Source organism: Bradyrhizobium sp. NBAIM18 (assembly GCF_020193825.1).
In the GTDB taxonomy this organism is placed as follows: Bacteria; Pseudomonadota; Alphaproteobacteria; order Rhizobiales; family Xanthobacteraceae; genus Bradyrhizobium; species Bradyrhizobium yuanmingense.
Window position 1 is genome coordinate 1 of the sequence record NZ_JADYVO010000011.1, and the last position, 17,500, is coordinate 17,500.

The window sequence follows — 17,500 nt, forward strand, 5'->3', positions numbered from 1 at the left end:
CGCCCCATGTGGTCCCCCAACCCCATGTAGCGCGATCAGAGGATGATGCCCGTGGAAGTGGCCGCCGATCGATGTCCCGCGATGTACGCGAAGGACGGCTAGGATTCCATTCCGGATCACTACGGACACGATGGCGCTTGCCATGTGCCCATTCGGCATCGCTCGCAGCGATCGCTTTTGCTTGAACTGCAGCACGCGCGGGCAGGATGTCCACATCTCGTCCACGCTGCGGAGGGCGCATTTCACGGGCCTGTCATTGAACTGGTCTAGCGCTGCTCCCGTCATCGCTGACGACGAAGGAGCATGCCATGTCGAAGCCGGTGCTGGGCGCCGCATTGTCCATCAAATCGATCCCCGCGCATCGTGAATGGCTTCTCGAAAAGCAGCGCGATCTGGAAATCCAGGACTTCTTCCGGGCCGATCTGCTCGATAGCGACTGGCGGGCAACTGCCGGCGAGATCAAGCAGATGCTCACCGGTCACACCGGCCGGCTCGGCATCCACGGCCCGTTCTGGGGCTTCAAGATCGACAGCCACGATCCGATGATCCGCCAGGCCGTAACTAAGCGCCTGCTGCAGGGCCTCGAGGCCGCCGAGTTCCTGGGCGCGACGCAGATGGTGATCCACTCGCCATTCACGACCTGGGACCACAACAATCTCGATCTCTATCCCGACAATCGCGCCAATATCGTCGAGCGCGTCAAGGCAACGCTCGCCGAGGTGATTGCGCGAGCCGAGACGATCGGCTGCGAGATCGTCATCGAGAACATCGAGGACAAGGATCCGCGCGACCGCGTGCGCCTCGCCAAGGCGTTGGAAAGCAGCAAGGTCCGCGTCTCGCTCGACACCGGGCACGCCAATTACGCGCACATCTCCACCGGCGCGCCGCCGGTCGACTATTACGTCGAGACCGCCGGCGACATGCTGACGCATGTGCATCTGCAGGACACCGACGGCTTTGCCGACCGGCACTGGGCGCCGGGCGAGGGCAACATTCCCTGGGGCGCCGTATTCCGCGCGCTGGGACGGCTGACGTCGAATCCGCGGCTGATCCTCGAACTCCGCAACCACGAAGACGTCCGCAAGGGCGCGGCGCATCTCGCCGCGCTCGGTCTCGCCGAATAACCGACATCACACAGGGCAGGGGTTATCCTCATGAGCAAGCTCACCCGTCGCACCATCCTGAAATCCGGCGGCGCTGCCGCAAGCACCTTGCTGCTGCCGCGCTTTGCCATCGCGCAAGCCGACAACCGTCCTTCTGTGACCATCGCGGTCCAGAAGGTCACGAATGCGAACGTGCTCGACGTGCTGCGCGAACAGTCCAATGTCGGCGAGCGCGTGTTCTTCTCCTCGATCTGGGAAGGCCTGATCTCGAAGAACTGGCGCGGCAAGCTCGAAGCTGTGCCGGGCCTCGCCACCGAATGGCGCCGCATCGACGACCAGACCGTCGAGGTGAAGCTGCGCCAGGGCGTCAAGTTCCACAATGGCGACGAGCTCACGGCGGAAGACGTCGTCTTCACCTTCAGCCGCGAGCGCATGTTCGGCGAGACCGAGGCCAAGAACCGCTCGACCATCAAGGCGTTCGAGAAGATCCCGACGCCGCGTCCGGGCAAGGAGCTGCCGCCGGACGTCCCCGCGGTCGCCCGCCGCATCTGGCCGGACCTGGTGCGCGTCGATGCCGTCGACAAGTACACGGTGCGCTTCTACAACGCGACGCCTGATGTCACGATCGAAGGCCGGCTGTCGCGCTACGGCTCCGACATCGTGAACCGCCGCGCCTGGGAAGAGGCGGCGAGCTATCTCGACTGGGCCCGCAAGCCCGTGACGACCGGTCCCTACAGGGTCGTCGAGCTCAAGCCCGACGTTTCGCTGACGTTGGAAGCCCACGACGAATATTGGGGCGGCCGGCCGCCGCTCAAGCGCATCCGCTTCCTCGAAGTGCCTGAGGTCGCCAGCCGCATCAACGGACTGCTCTCGGGCGAATACCAGTTCGCCTGCGACATCCCGCCGGACCAGATCGCCGGCATCGAGAAGAATTCCGCGTTCGAAGTGCAGGGCGGCACGATTCAAAACCACCGCCTCACCGTGTTCGACAAGAACCATGCCGTGCTCGCCAATCCGCTGGTGCGGCGCGCCTTCACCCATGCGATCGATCGCCAGGCGATCGTCGACAGCCTGTGGTCCGGCCGCACCCGGGTGCCGAAGGGTCTGCAATGGGAATTCTACGGCGACATGTTCAACGCCGACTGGAATGTGCCGGCCTACGATCCCAAGCTCGCGCTGGATCTGCTCAAGCAGGCCAATTATAAGGGCGACCCGATCCCGTACCGCCTGCTCAACAATTACTACACCAACCAGGTCGCGACCGCGCAGATCCTGGTCGAGATGTGGAAGTCTGTCGGCCTCAACGTCCAGATCGAGACCAAGGAGAACTGGTCGCAGATCATGGAGCGCGGGCCGGCACGCGCCGTGCGCGACTGGTCGAACTCGGCCGCCTTCAACGATCCAGTGTCGTCGCTGGTCGCCCAGCACGGTCCCAACGGCCAGCAGCAGCAGATCGGCGAATGGACCAACGCCGAGCTGAACACGCTCTCCGAATTCCTGGAGACCTCGACCGATCGCGCCGCGCGCAAGAAGGCGTTCCGCCGCATGCTGGAGATCGCCGAGCGCGAAGATCCCGCCTACACGGTGCTGCACCAGAACGCGACCTTCACGGCCAAGCCGAAATCGATCAAGTGGAAGGCGGCGCCCGCCTTCGCGATGGATTTCCGCGCCGGCAATTTCGAGGTCTGAAGGTGAAGCCGCTGGTCAGCATCGAGGACTTGCGCGTCGCATTCAATGGCGTGCCGGTCCTGCGCGGCGTCGACATTGTCTTGCAGAAGGGCGAGGCCGTCGGCCTCGTCGGCGAGTCCAGCTCCGGCAAGTCGGTGACGTGGCTGGCCGCGCTGGGGCTGTTGCCGCGCTATGCGCACGTCTCTGGCTCGGTGCGGCTCAACGGGCGCCAGATTCTCGGCGCGCCGGCCACCGAGCTCGACCAGGTCAGGGGCGGGCGCATCGCCATGATCTTCCAGGATCCGGCGAGCGCGCTCAACCCGGTGCTGACCATCCGCAGGCAGCTTTGCGAAGCGCTGGCGCTGCACCGCGATCTCCAAGGCAACGCCGTGAAGGCGGAAGCGCGGCGGCTGCTCGATCTCGTCGGCATTCCCGACGCAGGCCGGCGGCTCGAGGCCTATCCGCACGAATTCTCCGGCGGCCAGGTCCAGCGCATCATGATCGCGATGGCGCTGGCCGGCAATCCCGATCTCCTCATCGCCGACGAGCCGACCACTGCGCTCGATGCCACCATTCAGGCACAGATCCTGGAGCTGCTCTCCACGGTCCGCCGCGAGCTCGGCATGGCCATGGTGCTGATCAGCCACGACCTCGGCGTCGTCGCGGAGAATTGCGACCGCGTCGCGGTGATGTATGCCGGCCGCATCGTCGAGCAGGCCCCGAGCAACCAGCTGTTCGCCGATCCCGTGCATCCCTACGCGCAAGGATTGATCGGCGCGCTGCCGCCGCTCGAGGGTCCGCGGCGGCGCCTCACCGCCATTCCCGGCACGGTGCCCGATCCCGCGCACATGCCCGGCGGCTGCGCCTTCGCGCCGCGCTGTGCACCGGTCGCGGAAGCATGCGGCCTTGCGGCGCCAAGCCTGGTGCCGATCGCCGATGATCGCAGCGTCGCCTGCGTTCGCGCCGAGGCCTCGCGCCGCGCGCTGCTCGGGATTGCCGCCGAATGAGTCCGCCGCTCGTCGAGGTCTCCGCGATCTCGCGCACCTATGCGATGCGCTCCAGAATGTTCGGGAGAGCTGCGGCCGTGCATGCCGTCGACGACGTGTCGCTGACGATTCCAAGGGGCCAGACGCTCGGTCTCGTCGGCGAATCCGGTTCGGGCAAATCCACCACGGGCCGCATCGTGCTCGGCCTCGAGCCGCCTGATAGCGGCGAGGTACGGTTCGACGGCAAGCCGATGGCCGCGCTCGGGACAACGGCGTGGCGTGCGCAGCGCGCGCGGATGCAGATGATCTTCCAGGATCCGCTCGGTGCACTCGACCGGCGGCTGCCGGTCGCCACGCAGATCCGCGAGCCGCTCGACATTCACGGCCTCGGTACGCCGGCGGAGCGCGAGGAGCGCGTCCGCGAGCTGCTGCGCGCCGTCGAGCTCACGCCGGCGCATGGCGCACGCTATCCCGGCGCGCTCTCCGGCGGGCAGCGTCAGCGCATCGTGCTGGCGCGGGCGCTGGCCACCAAGCCGGATTTCCTGGTCTGCGACGAGCCGGTCAGCGCGCTCGACGTCTCGATCCAGGCGCAGATGGTGAACCTGCTTTGCGATCTCCAGGCGCAGCTGTCGCTGACGCTGCTGTTCATCAGCCACGATTTGCGCGTCGTCAGGCAGATCAGCAATGTCGTCGCCGTGATGTATCTCGGCCGCATCGTCGAGATCGGCAGCGCCGACGATTTGTTCGCGCGGCCCGAGCATCCCTACACCCAGGCCCTGGTCTCGGCCTCGCCCGCGCCGGGCCGCCGCAGTGCCGGCCGAATCGTGCTGTCAGGCGACCCGCCGAACCCGGCCGCGCGCCCCACGGGCTGCGCCTTCCATCCGCGCTGTCCGCGCGCCATCGCGCGCTGCGCGAGCGAGGTGCCGGCGCTGTCCGCCGTCGGCGGCGACCGGCAGGTCGCCTGCCATCTCGTCACCGGCGCTGCGACACGGGACGCCGCGTAATGGGACGCTATTTCACCATTCGGATCGGACGCGCCGCGCTCACGATCGTGCTCGTCGTGACCTTCGCCTTCATCGTGTTGCGGCTGTCAGGCGATCCCGCGCTGATGATCCTGGGACCGGAGGCGCCGCCGGAGGTGCTCGCGGCATTCCGCAAGGCTTGGGGCCTCGATGACCCGATCTGGGCTCAATATTTCGACTATTTCGGCGCCATCGCGAAAGGCGAGCTCGGCCGCTCCATGCGCGACGGCCGGCCCGCGATCGAGCTGGTGCTGGAGCGCATCCCCGCGACCCTGGCGCTGACCCTGCCGGCGTTCTTCTTCAAGGTCGCGCTCGGCGTTCCCGCAGGGATCTACGCCGCGCTGCATCGCGGCTCGGGAATCGACCGTGCGGTGATGATGACGGCGGTCGCGGGCTTTACCGTGCCGAGCTTCGTGCTCGCGCTGCTGCTGGTGCTCGTCTTCGCCGTGCAGCTGGGATGGCTGCCTTCGGGTGGGCAGGACAGCTGGCGCCACGCCATCCTGCCGATCGCAACGCTCAGCCTCGGCGGCGCGGCGGTGCTGGCGCGCTTCACCCGCAGCGCTATGCTGGAGGTGCTGGGCCAGCCCTATATCCGCACCGCATCCGCAAAAGGCGTGTCGTGGCGCAAGGTGGTGACCTCGCATGCGCTGCCGAACGCGGCGATCCCGACCGTGACCATCCTCGGCTTCATGGTCGGCACGCTGATCGCAGGCGCAGTCGTGGTCGAGAGCGTGTTCGCCTGGCCGGGAGTAGGGCGGCTTCTTGTCGTTGCGGTTGCCAACCGCGATCTCGCCGTCGTGCAATGCATCCTGCTGCTGGTTGCGATGACCATGGTGACGTCCAACTTGATCGTCGACTTCCTTTACGGCTTCCTCGACCCGCGCCTGCGCAGCAAGGGAGCGCATGCATGACCGACGCGACGCTGAAGGAGACCAAGGCGTTTTCACGCCGCATCAGCCTGCCGGCCATTCCGGTCTCGGTCGCGCTGGCGATCACCTGGATCGTCGCGATGCTGCTGATCGCGGCCTTCGCGGAGAAGATCGCGCCATACGGCTTCACCCAGCTCGACCTGCGCAACCGGCTCGCGGCGCCCGGCAATGCCGCGCACTGGCTCGGCACCGACGAGCTTGGCCGGGACGTGCTGTCGCGGCTGCTCGTCTCGATCCGCATCTCGCTCCTGATCGCGTTCGGCGCGACCGCAATCTCGGCCGTGGTCGGGACCATACTCGGCTTCCTCGCCGCGCATTTTCGCGGGGCCGTCGAGCAGCTCGTGCTGATGCTGACCGACTTCCAGGCCAGCATGCCCTTCCTGATCATGGCGCTGGCCGTGCTCGCGTTCTTCGGCAACTCGTTGCCGCTCTTGGTCGGGCTGATGGGCCTGTTCGGCTGGGAGCGCTACGCCCGCATCGCGCGGGGCCTTGCCATCTCCGCGAATGCGCAGGGCTACGCCGCCGCCGTCCGCCAATTAGGGGCGACGCCGTCGCGGATCTATCTCCGGCACATCCTGCCCAACATCGCCTCGACCCTGATCGTCTCGACCACGCTCGTGTTCCCCGAGGTGATCCTCATGGAGTCAGGCCTGTCCTTCCTCGGCCTCGGCGTGCAGCCGCCGATGACCAGCCTCGGCAACATGGTCGGCTATGGCCGGGAATATCTGACCCGCGCCCCCTGGATCATGCTGGCGCCGGCGACGACCATCGTGGTCACCACCCTGGCGGTCTCTGTGATCGGCGACTGGCTGCGCGACCGGCTCGATCCGACGCTGCAATAAATGCTCGTCATGGCCGGGCTTGTCCCGGCCATCCACGTCTTTGCCGCGCAGAACCAAGAACGTGGATGCCCGGGACAAGCCCGGGCATGACGGCTGAGATCGCCTATGCCCCCGCGCCGGGAGCAGGGGAGCCCTGTCCAACCCAAGTTCCCGTTGCGCCCGCCGGGTCCGTGCGCTATCCGGCCGGAAAGGCCTGAGGTGGCTCCACATTTTCCCGCCCCGGCCGACGCAAACCCGAGGACGGAAACCGCCATGCCAGCCTATCGCTCCCGCACCACCACCCACGGCCGCAACATGGCGGGCGCCCGCGGCCTCTGGCGCGCGACGGGCATGAAGGACGCCGATTTCGGCAAGCCGATCATCGCGGTGGTCAACTCCTTCACCCAGTTCGTGCCGGGCCACGTGCATCTGAAGGACCTCGGCCAGCTCGTGGCACGCGAGATCGAGCAGGCCGGCGGCGTCGCCAAGGAATTCAACACCATCGCGGTCGACGACGGCATCGCCATGGGCCATGACGGCATGCTCTACAGCCTGCCGTCGCGCGAGCTGATCGCAGACAGCGTCGAGTACATGGCCAACGCGCATTGCGCCGACGGCCTCGTCTGCATCTCCAATTGCGACAAGATCACGCCCGGCATGCTGATGGCCGCGCTCAGGCTCAACATCCCCGCCGTGTTCGTCTCGGGCGGGCCGATGGAGGCCGGCAAGGTCAAGCTGGCCGGCAAGACCAAGGCGGTCGACCTCATCGACGCCATGGTGGCCGCCGCCGATAGCAAGGTCAGCGACGAGGACGTCAAGGTGATCGAGCGCTCGGCGTGCCCGACCTGCGGCTCCTGCTCGGGCATGTTCACCGCCAATTCCATGAACTGCCTCACCGAGGCGCTCGGCCTCGCGCTGCCCGGCAACGGCTCGGTGGTCGCAACCCATGCCGACCGCAAGCGCCTGTTCGTCGAGGCCGGCCACACCATCGTCGATCTGGTCCGCCGTTATTACGAGCAGGACGATGCCTCCGTGCTGCCGCGCAACATCGCGAATTTCAAGGCGTTCGAAAACGCGATGACGCTCGACATCGCGATGGGCGGCTCGACCAACACCGTGCTGCATCTCTTGGCTGCCGCCCATGAGGGGCAGGTCGCCTTCACTATGAAGGACATCGACCGTCTGTCGCGCCGCGTGCCCGTGCTCTGCAAGGTCGCGCCTTCCGTCGCCGACGTGCATGTCGAGGACGTGCACCGTGCCGGCGGCATCATGGGCATCCTCGGCGAGCTCGACCGCGCCGGGCTGATCGACACCTCTGTTACGACCGTGCACGCGCCGACCATGAACGAGGCGCTGGAGCGCTGGGACATCAAGCGCACCAAGAGTGAGACGGTCCGGACCTTCTATCGCGCTTCGCCCGGCGGCATCCCCACGCAAGTCGCCTTCAGCCAGGAGCGCCGCTACGACGAGCTCGACGCCGACCGCGAGAAGGGCGTCGTGCGCGATCTCGCGCACGCCTTCAGCAAGGACGGCGGTCTCGCCGTGCTCTACGGCAATCTCGCGCAGGACGGCTGCATCGTGAAGACCGCCGGCGTCGACGCCTCGATCCTGAAATTCTCCGGCCCCGCGCGCGTGTTCGAAAGCCAGGACGCGGCGGTCGAAGGCATCTTGGGCGGCAAGGTCGTCGCCGGCGAGGTCGTGGTCATCATCTATGAAGGCCCGCGCGGTGGCCCCGGCATGCAGGAGATGCTGTATCCGACCAGCTATCTGAAATCGATGGGCCTCGGCAAAGCCTGTGCGCTCGTCACCGACGGCCGGTTCTCCGGCGGCTCCTCCGGCCTGTCGATCGGCCATCTGTCGCCGGAGGCCGCCGAAGGCGGCAATATCGGTCTGGTGCGGACGGGCGACATCATCGCCATCGACATCCCGAACCGCAGCATCAGCCTCGAGGTCTCCGACGAGGAGCTCGCCAAGCGCCGTGCCGCGGAGGAGGCGAAGGGCGATGCCGCCTGGCAGGCGCAAGGCCGCAAGCGCAACGTCTCGACCGCGCTGCAGGCTTACGCCGCGCTCACCACCAGCGCCGCGCGCGGTGCGGTGCGCGAGGTCAAGCGGCGTCCGAAGTAGGCGGCATCGGCGCCACTGGGCTGGATCGGCGATCTTCGGAACGCCTCGCGGCTCCGTGCGATCACCCAGATGCGCCGTTGCAGGAAGTAGCCGGAACGGAGATTGGGAAAGAACGGCCCCCGCCTCCCTAGGGCGTGGGGCTGGTTGGGGTGGGGAGCGGGAGCCGTTTGCGCAGTGGGCACCCGACGTGCGGGCTCGCCCGCCAGGCATCATCAACTTAGTGCATTTTCCACATTTTGCTATTTAATTCTTATTAATCTTGTTTTTATTTTTATTTAATCGTGCCATCCTGAGAAAAATCGTCGAAATACATTTTCCGAATCCGGCTGAGGCGGTCGCCGTATCGAGATTCGTCCGCAAAGGTCGGGATTGCCAATAGCGGAGTTAGCCATGAGTCATTCTCCATCACTCGTGCCGCAAATCACGACAGACCGGGACGTCTATCTTGTGCTCGATGATTTCGGCCGCCGGCTGGGCCGGGCTTGGTGCGAGACGGCCGAGGAGGACGCCAATCGCGCGACCCTGCTCAGACATCTCGCTGAAGGGCAATATCTCCATCCCGCACGTATCGTGGCCTTCAATACCGCGGAGGGATGGTCGCGCGATGTCACCGCCGAAATCGCCGATGAGCTGCGCCGCCGCTTCGTCGAACTCGAGGAGACCGATCCCTCGCTGTTGGAGTTTCTGGAAAGAGCAGCGAGGCGTTGAAAGGTCGAACATCGAACGCGGATGAACTGCAAATTTGCTCGAACGAGTACCGCGGCGATGTCCGATCGCGGACTCGCTGTCATGCGCACCCCCGCGCAAGCATCCCGCGCGTTAATGCGCGTGGTCAATGAGTTCTTACCGCCCCGCCGCGATCGATCGTTCGCATTAAGGATGCCTCGACGAAGTTCGGCAAGGCATGGTTTTGCGCCGTATACTCCCGCGACCTTCGCAGATCCATTTCGGGCAACTGGGGCACCACCGCAATGTCTCGTACTCTCGCTGTCGTTTTCTCAACGGCCGTCGCCGCCATTTCCATGACGGGCGCAGCCTCCGCCGGCTGCTACAATTGCTACACGCCGCCGCCGTGCACGACCTGCTACCAGCAACAATACGTGCCGCCGCAATACCGCACCGTCGACGAGACCGTGATGGTGTCGCCCGGCTCCGTGGTCGCGCACCGCACGCCGGCGCAGTACCGCACCGTGATGGTGCCGCAGACCGTGATGGTCGCGCCCCCCAGCGTCCAGTACGAGCGCATCCCGCCGCAATACGCCACCCGGCAGCGCGTCGAGATGGTCTCGCCGGGTTATTCCTATTACGCCCCGGTGCAGATGAACTGCGCGTCCTGCGGCTACTGAGGCAGACGCAGTAACGACGAACATTGGCGCGGCGCTCCTCGCGGGGGTGCCGCGCTTTCTGTTGCGCGACGCAAAGGTGAGGGAGCCTTTGAACCGCAAGGCCCGGAACGACACGAAACGGCATGAGCTCGTTTCTGGACTCCCTCGAGCGACGCAACTCGGGCTGGTCGCTGCTTTCGCCGTTTCACTGATGTGCGCAGTTGCGGTGGTCTGGTCGGTCGGCTCGACCGATCGCGTTACCTATCTCGGCCCGGGCCACGGCCAGGAGCAGGCCATCACACAGGTCCGCCTCAAGACGCTCCCGCAAGGGAGTTACGTGATCGAACGGGGCGCGATCTACAAGGCAATGCAGGCAGGGTGCCGCTACGACCTGAACTACAGCCCTCAATTCGGCCGCTACGTCAGCGACCGGCAGAGGACCAAATACGTCCGGAGCGCCGTCCTGGTTGATTGCCCGAAGAGCTAGACAGGTTGTGCAGGAAAAGGAGCGCGCCGCGCTCCGGCCGGCAAAGGTTTGAGCACTTGCGCCAACTTGGCGTTGCCTTGCGCGGTCGACTACGTTAAGCGACACCCATTCCCGGGACTGGAAGGGTGGCCGAGTGGTTTAAGGCACCGGTCTTGAAAACCGGCGTGCCCGCAAGGGTACCGTGGGTTCGAATCCCACCCCTTCCGCCATAAGTTCCCTTCATGGGGTGGCACGCTCCTTGCCAATCGGACTTGCCCGAGCATGGAGGCGTGCACCGATGGCACAGCGAGTTCGTATCTTAAAGCAATCCAAGGCCAGTTTGACACATATTGCCCGCGAGCTGGCGAGATTGTTGGACGCGATCGAGGAGCTCGAGGAGCTGAGAGAAAGGGTTCGGCTCGCAGAAGCCGCTCGCGTGTTGCACTAGCTTGCGCTGGAAAGGCCTCCATCTCCCTTCTTGGGGGGCTCGGCGCGTCAGTCGTTTCGCCCCGTCTCCTCGGACATGCGACTGAAACTCAGTCGTCAGCTCCTCGTATCACCACCCTTGATCGCGTCCCACGCCGCCTTGTTGGCCTGATCGAACGCCTTGCGGGATTCGGCGAGTGCGGCGCTCATCACCGACCAGGACTCGCTGCCGGCTTGCTTCAGCTTTTGCAGGCGTGCTTCGGCTTCGGAGGCGTCGGACTTCATCTGCTTGAGTGCTGCGTCGATGTCCACGGTGCGGGCAGCAGTGACCTTGCCTGCGGCCTCGCGGAGTTTCTCTGCGGCTTCGCCCCAGGCCTTGGCCTGTGCAGCCGCAAGATCCCTGAACGTGGCCTGCTGCTGCTCGAGCTGTTTGCCGGCGCTTTCGAAGTAGGTCTTCATCTGGGCTTCGAATCCGTTCCATTGCCGCTCCAGCTCGGCCCTGGCTTCCGCCCACGCCGCTTCACCGGCCTGCGCCTTGGCCTTGAGTAGCGCCTGAAACTCGTCGCGGCGCTGCGTCAGATCGGACAGGAGCTGATCGGTCTTCACCTTGGACTCAGCCTTGGCCTGGCCGGCCTTGACCTCGAACGAGGCCAATGCGGCATCCATCTCGTCGATCCGCTCCTTGGCCCAGTTGAGATAGAAATGCATACTGCTCTGCTGTGACATGGCCGTCTCCGTTGATCTGCCGAGGTCAGATTTCCAGAGGTTCGGCTTGCCTGTGTTGACCTGTCTCAATGACACCGTGGACGAAAGCGCAGCGCGCTCGAGCCAAGGGACGCACGGACTTGCGTCAGGAACGCTATCGAATGTGAGAGATTAGCCCGACAACAAGCTTCACAGCGGGCAACGCATGTTCTTCTTTTTCTCGAACCGGCTGGGATGTCTCGGCTCGCTGCTGATCTCCGGCCTGGTCACGGTGGCGCTGCTCTTCCTGTTTGGACTCATTCGGTTCTGATCATCAGCGCCTGGGATCCAACCGTCATCCTCTTGCGTGCTCCCTCAGGAACTTGGCCTCGGCTCGCCTGTTGTTCGCAGTCTCGAGCACACGGAGAGCAGCCTTGGAAAGCACCATCATTGGAGAATTCGACACGCGCCGCGGCGCCGAGCTTGCGGTTGAGCATGTCGTGCAGGAATGCGGCGTGCCGCGAGGCGACGTCTTCGTCCAGCCTGCCGGCGCTGCGAACACCGTGGGAACACGCGCGGCAGGTCCTGACGTCAAGACAGCGCCCACACCGGAGGGGCGGCAGAAGCTGGAAGGCCTGATCGAGGTTTCCGTCGATTTTCACGGCGATGCCCCTGAGAAAATTGTCGATGTGTTGAGGAGCGCCGGCGCGAAGTTTGTCCGCACCAAATGACGACTTGTGCGACGGGCCCAGAGGGCGCGGGACATTCGGCATTCGCATCGAACCGCAGCCGTTGACCGCGTGGAACCCCTTGAGCCTCCAGGCGTTTAGACGCAAACGCGAATTGCGAGGTTCACCTGCTTCAGAGCGCATCGACACTCACTCCCGGCGACACCGTCTGGCGGCGGTGCAGGGCGCGGCGCGTGGCGGTTCTGAACGATGCCGCCGCCTATTTCGCAGCCCTGCGGGAGGCCCTGCTGGAGGCGCAGGATCTCGTCTACATCATCGGATGGGACATCCATAGCAGGACACGCCTGGTCGGAGCCTCCGGACGTGCGGATGATGGCCTGCCTGAGGAGCTGGGTCCCTTCCTGCGCGCCCTGGTGCAGCGCAGGCCCGCCTTGCGCATCAACATTCTCGTCTGGGACTTCGTCTCGTTTTACGCTTCCGAGAGAGAGTGGAATTCCGCGGCGAAATTTACCGCCGACACCGATGGCCGCGTCCGGTTTCATCTGGACGCCACGCTTCCGTTCGGTTCGGCGCAACACCAGAAGATCGTCTGTGTCGACGGTTCATTGGCGTTCGTCGGCGGCCTCGATCTGACGATCAGGCGCTGGGACACGAGTGACCACCGCGCCGACAATGCCATGCGCTGCGACCCTCAGCGCAAGCCGTATCCGCCGTTTCACGATGTTCAGTGCTTGGTCGACGGCGATGCTGCGGAGCAGCTGTTCGCCCTCGCGGAGCAACGCTGGCGTGCGGCAGGCCAACAGTCCGATGAATGGTGCGCACCGAGGAACGGTCGCTGGCCGGCGAACGTGCCTGTGGAGGCCGAGCACGTGCCGGTCGGGATCGCCAGGACCGAGGTGGTCTGTCCTGCAGGCTCGACCATCAAGGAGGTCGAACGCTCCTTCATTGCGGCGATCCGGTCGGCAACGAGCTTCGTGTACATCGAAAATCAATTCACCAGCGCGACCCGGATGGCGCACGAATTGGCGGGGCAGATGTGCCGCGTGCCGTCGCTTCGGGTTCTGGTGGTCGCTCCGAAACTGCATTCCTCGTGGTTTGAGTCCCAGGCCATGCAGAACGGCCGTGGCGCCTTCATCAACTGCTTCAGCGCGGCTGGCGTGGCCGATCGCATCCGCTTCGTCCATCCGGTCTCCCGCAGCGGCAATAAGGAAGCCGCCGTGATGGTGCACAGCAAGCTCATGGTGGTCGACGACCGGATCTTGCGGATCGGCTCCGCCAATCTGAACAATCGTTCCATGGGCGCCGACAGCGAATGCGACCTCATCTTTGAAGCTGAATCCGAGCAGCATCGGGATTTCATCGCCTCCGTCCGCCGTCGTCTCATCGCTCATTTCTGCGGTCTCGACGAGCAGGCCATCGCAAGAAACGAGCATCGGCTCTTCGCTCTGCTAGACGACGTCTCCACATCTCATGGCGCCAAGACGTTGCGGAAAGTCCAGTCTTCGGTTCTAACCAGCACGCTGGCCAGCTTGGTTCAGCCTGTGGCGGACCCTGAGCTGCCACTTCATCTGGAGCGCACGGCATCTCGCATGTGGACGACGAAAACCATCATCGGGATCGTTGCGATAGCCGTGGCTCTTTTTGGGCTGGCGCTGGCCTGGTCTTACACGTCCTTGAGCGATCTCGCCGATGCAGGTCATCTTTCGGCGCTTCTGTCTGCCTATTCGCAGTCCATCTGGGGGCCGTCATTGGCGATCGCAGCCTTCGTCCTTGGCGGGCTCGTCGTCTTTCCGGTTCTCGTGCTCATTGCGGCAACGGCCGCCGCACTCGGGCCGTGGCTGGGGTTCGCGACCGCCATGGCGGGCGTCCTGCTCAGCGCCTTGATCCTGTTTGCGATCGGTCGCTTCGTCGGCCGGGAACGGCTTCAGCGTCTGCTGGGCCGACGTGCCGCACGCATCCAGGAACGCGTGGTCGGGAAGGGGATCCTGGCGGTTGTCGTCATCCGGATGCTTCCCATAGCACCGTTCTCACTGGTAAACGTCGTGGCAGGCGCAAGCACGCTGCCTCTTCGTGACTTCATGGTTGGAACTCTGCTGGGCAGCACGCCCGGAATCCTGGCCATGGCGGTTCTCGGCTCGCAGATTGCAGAGCTCGCCAGAAATGCGTCCTGGAGCAACATAGTGCTTCTGATACTGGCATTCCTCGGCTGGCTCGGGGTCTGCGTCGGCGCGCAATTCGTGACGACATGGCTCGCCGGGAGGCGCTGATGGTGCCCGTGCGCTTCATGACGTGGAATGTGCACGGCACGTTCAATCTCAATCCGAAATTCGATCTGGAGGGTGTTTGCTCCATCCTGCGCAAATGGGCCCCCGATGTCGTCGCACTGCAGGAGGTCGACTCGCGGTCGCGATCCGACGACCCCTTTGGGAAGTTGGCAAGCGTGATCGGTGATCACCGCGTGCACGCCAAGTCGATCGTCACCGAGGATGGTGACTATGGCCAGATGCTGCTGAGCCGCTTTCCGTTCTGCAGCGTGCCCGAGATCGTGGACGTCTCCTATCGAGAGCGGGAGCCTCGCCGGGCGATCGCCACGGACTTGCTGACCCCTGCCGGCGACGTGCGCGTAGTGGCCACGCATCTCGGCTTGAGTATCCATGAGCGCTATGCCCAGGCGCGGTCCCTGGTGAGCCTGGTGCGACCGGCGAGAACCGTGGTTCTCGGTGATTTCAATGACTGGTTCTGGGTCCGATCCGTGCGGCGCGTGCTCGCGCAGGTCTGTCCGAACCGGTCGCGGTTGCGAACCTTCCCGTCACGCTTGCCCTTGATGCGGCTCGACCGGATCTATGCAACCCGTGACAGCCGGATCGGGAAAGTTTGGACCGACGAAGCGGCGAGGGCCTATTCCGACCATCTGCCCGTGATTGCAGACATCGAGATCGCCGCGGGCAGCTGATCTGCTCGCAGGCCCATGCGGGGGCAGGCGCGATTTGGGCGATTCCGAAGGCAGGGAAGGCCACGGTTTTTGCCCGACGGCGCAGCCGCCTCGCGCTCTTTAGAAAAGGCTTGAAATCAGAAAGACTTGGCTACTGTGCATGGGGTTGTTTTCGTAAGTATCACCTGGACTCCTCTCGGGACCGTGCGGAACTTTTTCCGCATCGCCACGTTATCTCGCCATGACTGAAGACCTTTCCTTCCGACGCAAGCCCCTGACCCCCGAACAGCGCCACGCCCGCGATGCGGCTCGCCGGATCGAGGCAGAGAAGGCCATGCGCGACCACGAAGCGGCGCAGAAGGCGTTCTACGCCAACAAAGAACGGCTGAAGGCCGAGCGACTCGCGCGCGAAGCGGCGGCGGCGAAGGGTTGAGCGAACACGCTCCGTCGCGCCATTTCCAAAAATCGCATCTGCTGGCGGCCTGCATTTGATTGTCGGCCGCCAATGCCGCTTGGGTGTCTGCTTCCCATCGGCAGGCTTGACGGCGCTTCGCTTCCGGGAGGAAGCTTCTGATGATCCAAAACTGACCTGAACCATGGAGACGTTCGCTCCCAGCAAGTCCGATCCTCATCAGCGACGCAGAATGGAGCTGACCATGACCACGTTCGACAAGCGCGAGCAGGGCTTTGAGGCCAAATTCGCCCGGGACGAGGAATTCATGTTCAAGGCCACGGCGCGGTCCAACAAGCTGCTCGGGCTTTGGGCCGCAGGCCACCTCGGGCTCAGTGGCGATGCCGCTGCAGGCTACGCGGCGGCGCTGGTGACGGACCATCTGGAGAGCCGGACGATGGACCATGTGGTCGGCAAGGTGGCGGGCGATCTCGCAGGCAAGGGGATCGCGCGCGAGCAGGTCGCCGCCAGGCTTCAGGAATGTCTCCACCAGGCGCTGGCGCAGCTCGAAGCGGAGCGGCAATGACACCCGCTGCCGCGTTCATTCGGCGCGCTTGCCGCCTTCCGACGGCTGTGCCGTTTCGTGCTACCGTGCCAGCCGCCGAGACGGCGGCGAGCGGGAGGTGGGGCATGTCTCGGAGCAGCTTTGGCAAATGGTCCGGCGTGATCGTATGCGCCGGCGCCATGCTGGTCGCTGCAGGTGGCGCCGAGGTCTCGGCGACGCCGCTGACGCCGTTTCGCTACGAAGCGCAGGCCCAGCGTCATTGCCCGCGCGACAAGGTGGTTTGGCTCGACTTCGGCAAGGGCGTTTATTACCGCAAGGGTCAGAAGCGCTACGGCCAGGGCTTCGACGGCAGCTTCGTCTGCCAGAACGAAGCCCGTGGCAGCTTCTACCGACGCTCGCTGTTGGGCCTGCGCTGAGCGGCGGGTTTCGGCGGCTGGCGGACGCGCCGGCTATTTCGCTGACGGCAGCCTGACCGGCACATGCGGGGAGGTGCTGATAACCCGGGGACTTCCATCCGGATAGGTGCGGTTGCCGCGGATCAGGGATTCCAAGACTAGGAAGAACTTCTCGGCAAGCATCTGCGTCACCCTCGTTGGTGATGGCCTCTTGCAATTGGTCGAGGCGCCGAACGCAATAATTCAATCAACTGAATGGGAGCGGGGACGGCCGCGCCTGCTGCGCCGCAATGGAGAGAACCGTATTGGCCAGGAGGACGTGCGGTTCAGGCAAACGCCAGCGCGACGAGACTCGAGCAGAGCAGCACCAAGCCGCCGGCGGTCAAGGCCAGGAAGCCATCGGATACGAGGTCATGATTACGCATGGGACACCTGCCGCTCTCGTGTTCGATGCGCGAGTGGATCGATCAAGACCGTCCGAACGCGCCGCTTTGAAAGAGGTGATGCTTGCCGTCCGCGCGAGTGCCTTCAGGCCCTCGTGCGGTAACCCTCGAACGCATGGGCCAGGAAGATCCCCGCGCTTACCAGACCCATCAGTGCCGAAACCGTCTCGATCATCGTTAAATTCCAAATCCCGCCCTCGCATCCGAGAGAACGCGGGCGGCCTTGCACAGTCAAAAGAATTTCGGTGAGCGGCGCGACAATGGGGGTGGAGTGAGGATTTGGCGCAACAGACTGTCCGGCACTGGCACAGTGCGGGGGCCATCGCCCCGTAGAACAACGGAAAAATGCGAACGTCTCGTTTACCATCCCGGCGTGATCGCCATGGGCTCCCCATTTCCGCCGCGTTCGGGTTGCGTTATCGTTACCGCGTCCGAGACGGTGGTGGGCCGCCTCGGATGAGATGACCGGACAGCGCTCCCCGTAGCCAAAGCGGGTTGGGTACGCCTCCGGCAAAGTGGTATTTGGGGCGC

Annotated in this window: 17 protein-coding genes and 1 tRNA gene; 17 read left to right on the top strand and 1 reads right to left on the bottom strand. The window is 64.8% G+C overall.

What is annotated here, in order from left to right; all coding sequences use genetic code 11:
- Positions 1 to 308: 308 nt before the first annotated feature.
- From I6F17_RS23110 to I6F17_RS23160, 11 genes are all read left to right on the top strand, one after another.
- Positions 309 to 1,124, top strand: a complete 816-nt coding sequence (locus I6F17_RS23110; RefSeq protein WP_225132211.1) for a sugar phosphate isomerase/epimerase family protein — start codon at positions 309 to 311, stop codon at positions 1,122 to 1,124.
- Positions 1,125 to 1,154: 30 nt separating this feature from the next.
- Positions 1,155 to 2,792 carry an ABC transporter substrate-binding protein gene (locus I6F17_RS23115; RefSeq protein WP_225132212.1) on the top strand — a complete coding sequence of 546 codons (1,638 nt, stop codon included), beginning with the start codon at positions 1,155 to 1,157 and terminating at the stop codon, positions 2,790 to 2,792.
- A 2-nt stretch (positions 2,793 to 2,794) separates the two neighbouring features.
- A complete protein-coding gene (locus I6F17_RS23120; RefSeq protein WP_225132213.1) occupies positions 2,795 to 3,778 on the top strand; it encodes an ABC transporter ATP-binding protein in 984 nt (327 codons plus the stop codon).
- The gene (locus I6F17_RS23125; protein ID WP_225132214.1) at positions 3,775 to 4,761 is read left to right on the top strand and encodes an ABC transporter ATP-binding protein; all 987 of its coding nucleotides are present in this window, start codon (positions 3,775 to 3,777) and stop codon (positions 4,759 to 4,761) included. The genes I6F17_RS23120 and I6F17_RS23125 overlap by 4 nt, the downstream gene beginning before the upstream one ends.
- Entirely contained in the window at positions 4,761 to 5,690 is a 930-nt protein-coding gene (locus I6F17_RS23130; protein WP_225132215.1) for an ABC transporter permease, read from the top strand. Before I6F17_RS23125 ends, I6F17_RS23130 begins: the two co-directional genes overlap by 1 nt.
- Entirely contained in the window at positions 5,687 to 6,550 is an 864-nt protein-coding gene (locus I6F17_RS23135; protein WP_225132216.1) for an ABC transporter permease, read from the top strand. The genes I6F17_RS23130 and I6F17_RS23135 overlap by 4 nt, the downstream gene beginning before the upstream one ends.
- 252 nt (positions 6,551 to 6,802) lie before the next feature.
- Complete coding sequence (ilvD, locus tag I6F17_RS23140; RefSeq protein ID WP_109143722.1) at positions 6,803 to 8,653, top strand: dihydroxy-acid dehydratase; 1,851 nt, start codon at positions 6,803 to 6,805, stop codon at positions 8,651 to 8,653.
- A 390-nt stretch (positions 8,654 to 9,043) separates the two neighbouring features.
- A complete protein-coding gene (locus I6F17_RS23145; RefSeq protein WP_225129915.1) occupies positions 9,044 to 9,361 on the top strand; it encodes a hypothetical protein in 318 nt (105 codons plus the stop codon).
- Between the two features lie 314 nt (positions 9,362 to 9,675).
- A complete protein-coding gene (locus I6F17_RS23150; RefSeq protein WP_036028057.1) occupies positions 9,676 to 9,999 on the top strand; it encodes a hypothetical protein in 324 nt (107 codons plus the stop codon).
- A gap of 190 nt (positions 10,000 to 10,189) precedes the next feature.
- A complete protein-coding gene (locus tag I6F17_RS23155) occupies positions 10,190 to 10,465 on the top strand; it encodes a hypothetical protein (RefSeq protein ID WP_225129917.1) in 276 nt (91 codons plus the stop codon).
- Between the two features lie 119 nt (positions 10,466 to 10,584).
- A tRNA-Ser gene (locus tag I6F17_RS23160) sits at positions 10,585 to 10,674 on the top strand.
- Between the two features lie 313 nt (positions 10,675 to 10,987).
- Here I6F17_RS23160 and I6F17_RS23165 read toward each other — a convergent pair.
- Positions 10,988 to 11,596 (bottom strand): hypothetical protein, encoded by a 609-nt coding sequence (locus I6F17_RS23165; protein ID WP_225129919.1) that lies wholly within the window; start codon positions 11,594 to 11,596, stop codon positions 10,988 to 10,990.
- A 392-nt stretch (positions 11,597 to 11,988) separates the two neighbouring features.
- On the opposite strand from I6F17_RS23165, the gene I6F17_RS23170 reads away from it, so the two are divergent.
- The 6 genes from I6F17_RS23170 (at position 11,989) to I6F17_RS23195 (ending at position 16,547) form a co-directional block, all read left to right on the top strand.
- Complete coding sequence (locus tag I6F17_RS23170; protein WP_035999192.1) at positions 11,989 to 12,285, top strand: hypothetical protein; 297 nt, start codon at positions 11,989 to 11,991, stop codon at positions 12,283 to 12,285.
- A 191-nt stretch (positions 12,286 to 12,476) separates the two neighbouring features.
- Entirely contained in the window at positions 12,477 to 14,510 is a 2,034-nt protein-coding gene (locus tag I6F17_RS23175; protein ID WP_225129921.1) for a VTT domain-containing protein, read from the top strand.
- Positions 14,510 to 15,196 (top strand): endonuclease/exonuclease/phosphatase family protein, encoded by a 687-nt coding sequence (locus I6F17_RS23180; RefSeq protein ID WP_036039617.1) that lies wholly within the window; start codon positions 14,510 to 14,512, stop codon positions 15,194 to 15,196. Before I6F17_RS23175 ends, I6F17_RS23180 begins: the two co-directional genes overlap by 1 nt.
- Positions 15,197 to 15,416: 220 nt before the next feature.
- Positions 15,417 to 15,608, top strand: a complete 192-nt coding sequence (locus I6F17_RS23185; protein ID WP_035999201.1) for a hypothetical protein — start codon at positions 15,417 to 15,419, stop codon at positions 15,606 to 15,608.
- A 223-nt stretch (positions 15,609 to 15,831) separates the two neighbouring features.
- Complete coding sequence (locus tag I6F17_RS23190; protein ID WP_225129923.1) at positions 15,832 to 16,152, top strand: DUF1476 domain-containing protein; 321 nt, start codon at positions 15,832 to 15,834, stop codon at positions 16,150 to 16,152.
- 104 nt (positions 16,153 to 16,256) lie between these two features.
- Positions 16,257 to 16,547, top strand: a complete 291-nt coding sequence (locus tag I6F17_RS23195) for a hypothetical protein (RefSeq protein WP_225129925.1) — start codon at positions 16,257 to 16,259, stop codon at positions 16,545 to 16,547.
- Positions 16,548 to 17,500: the final 953 nt, after the last annotated feature.

Coding starts and splice junctions, on each gene's coding strand:
- I6F17_RS23190 (WP_225129923.1), top strand. CDS start 15,832: ATGACCACGTTCGACAAGCGCGAGCAGGGCTTTGAGGCCAAATTCGCC.
- I6F17_RS23155 (WP_225129917.1), top strand. CDS start 10,190: ATGTGCGCAGTTGCGGTGGTCTGGTCGGTCGGCTCGACCGATCGCGTT.
- I6F17_RS23115 (WP_225132212.1), top strand. CDS start 1,155: ATGAGCAAGCTCACCCGTCGCACCATCCTGAAATCCGGCGGCGCTGCC.
- I6F17_RS23145 (WP_225129915.1), top strand. CDS start 9,044: ATGAGTCATTCTCCATCACTCGTGCCGCAAATCACGACAGACCGGGAC.
- I6F17_RS23135 (WP_225132216.1), top strand. CDS start 5,687: ATGACCGACGCGACGCTGAAGGAGACCAAGGCGTTTTCACGCCGCATC.
- I6F17_RS23165 (WP_225129919.1), bottom strand. CDS start 11,596: ATGTCACAGCAGAGCAGTATGCATTTCTATCTCAACTGGGCCAAGGAG.
- I6F17_RS23125 (WP_225132214.1), top strand. CDS start 3,775: ATGAGTCCGCCGCTCGTCGAGGTCTCCGCGATCTCGCGCACCTATGCG.
- I6F17_RS23180 (WP_036039617.1), top strand. CDS start 14,510: ATGGTGCCCGTGCGCTTCATGACGTGGAATGTGCACGGCACGTTCAAT.
- I6F17_RS23130 (WP_225132215.1), top strand. CDS start 4,761: ATGGGACGCTATTTCACCATTCGGATCGGACGCGCCGCGCTCACGATC.
- I6F17_RS23195 (WP_225129925.1), top strand. CDS start 16,257: ATGTCTCGGAGCAGCTTTGGCAAATGGTCCGGCGTGATCGTATGCGCC.
- I6F17_RS23150 (WP_036028057.1), top strand. CDS start 9,676: ATGACGGGCGCAGCCTCCGCCGGCTGCTACAATTGCTACACGCCGCCG.
- I6F17_RS23185 (WP_035999201.1), top strand. CDS start 15,417: ATGACTGAAGACCTTTCCTTCCGACGCAAGCCCCTGACCCCCGAACAG.
- ilvD (WP_109143722.1), top strand. CDS start 6,803: ATGCCAGCCTATCGCTCCCGCACCACCACCCACGGCCGCAACATGGCG.
- I6F17_RS23110 (WP_225132211.1), top strand. CDS start 309: ATGTCGAAGCCGGTGCTGGGCGCCGCATTGTCCATCAAATCGATCCCC.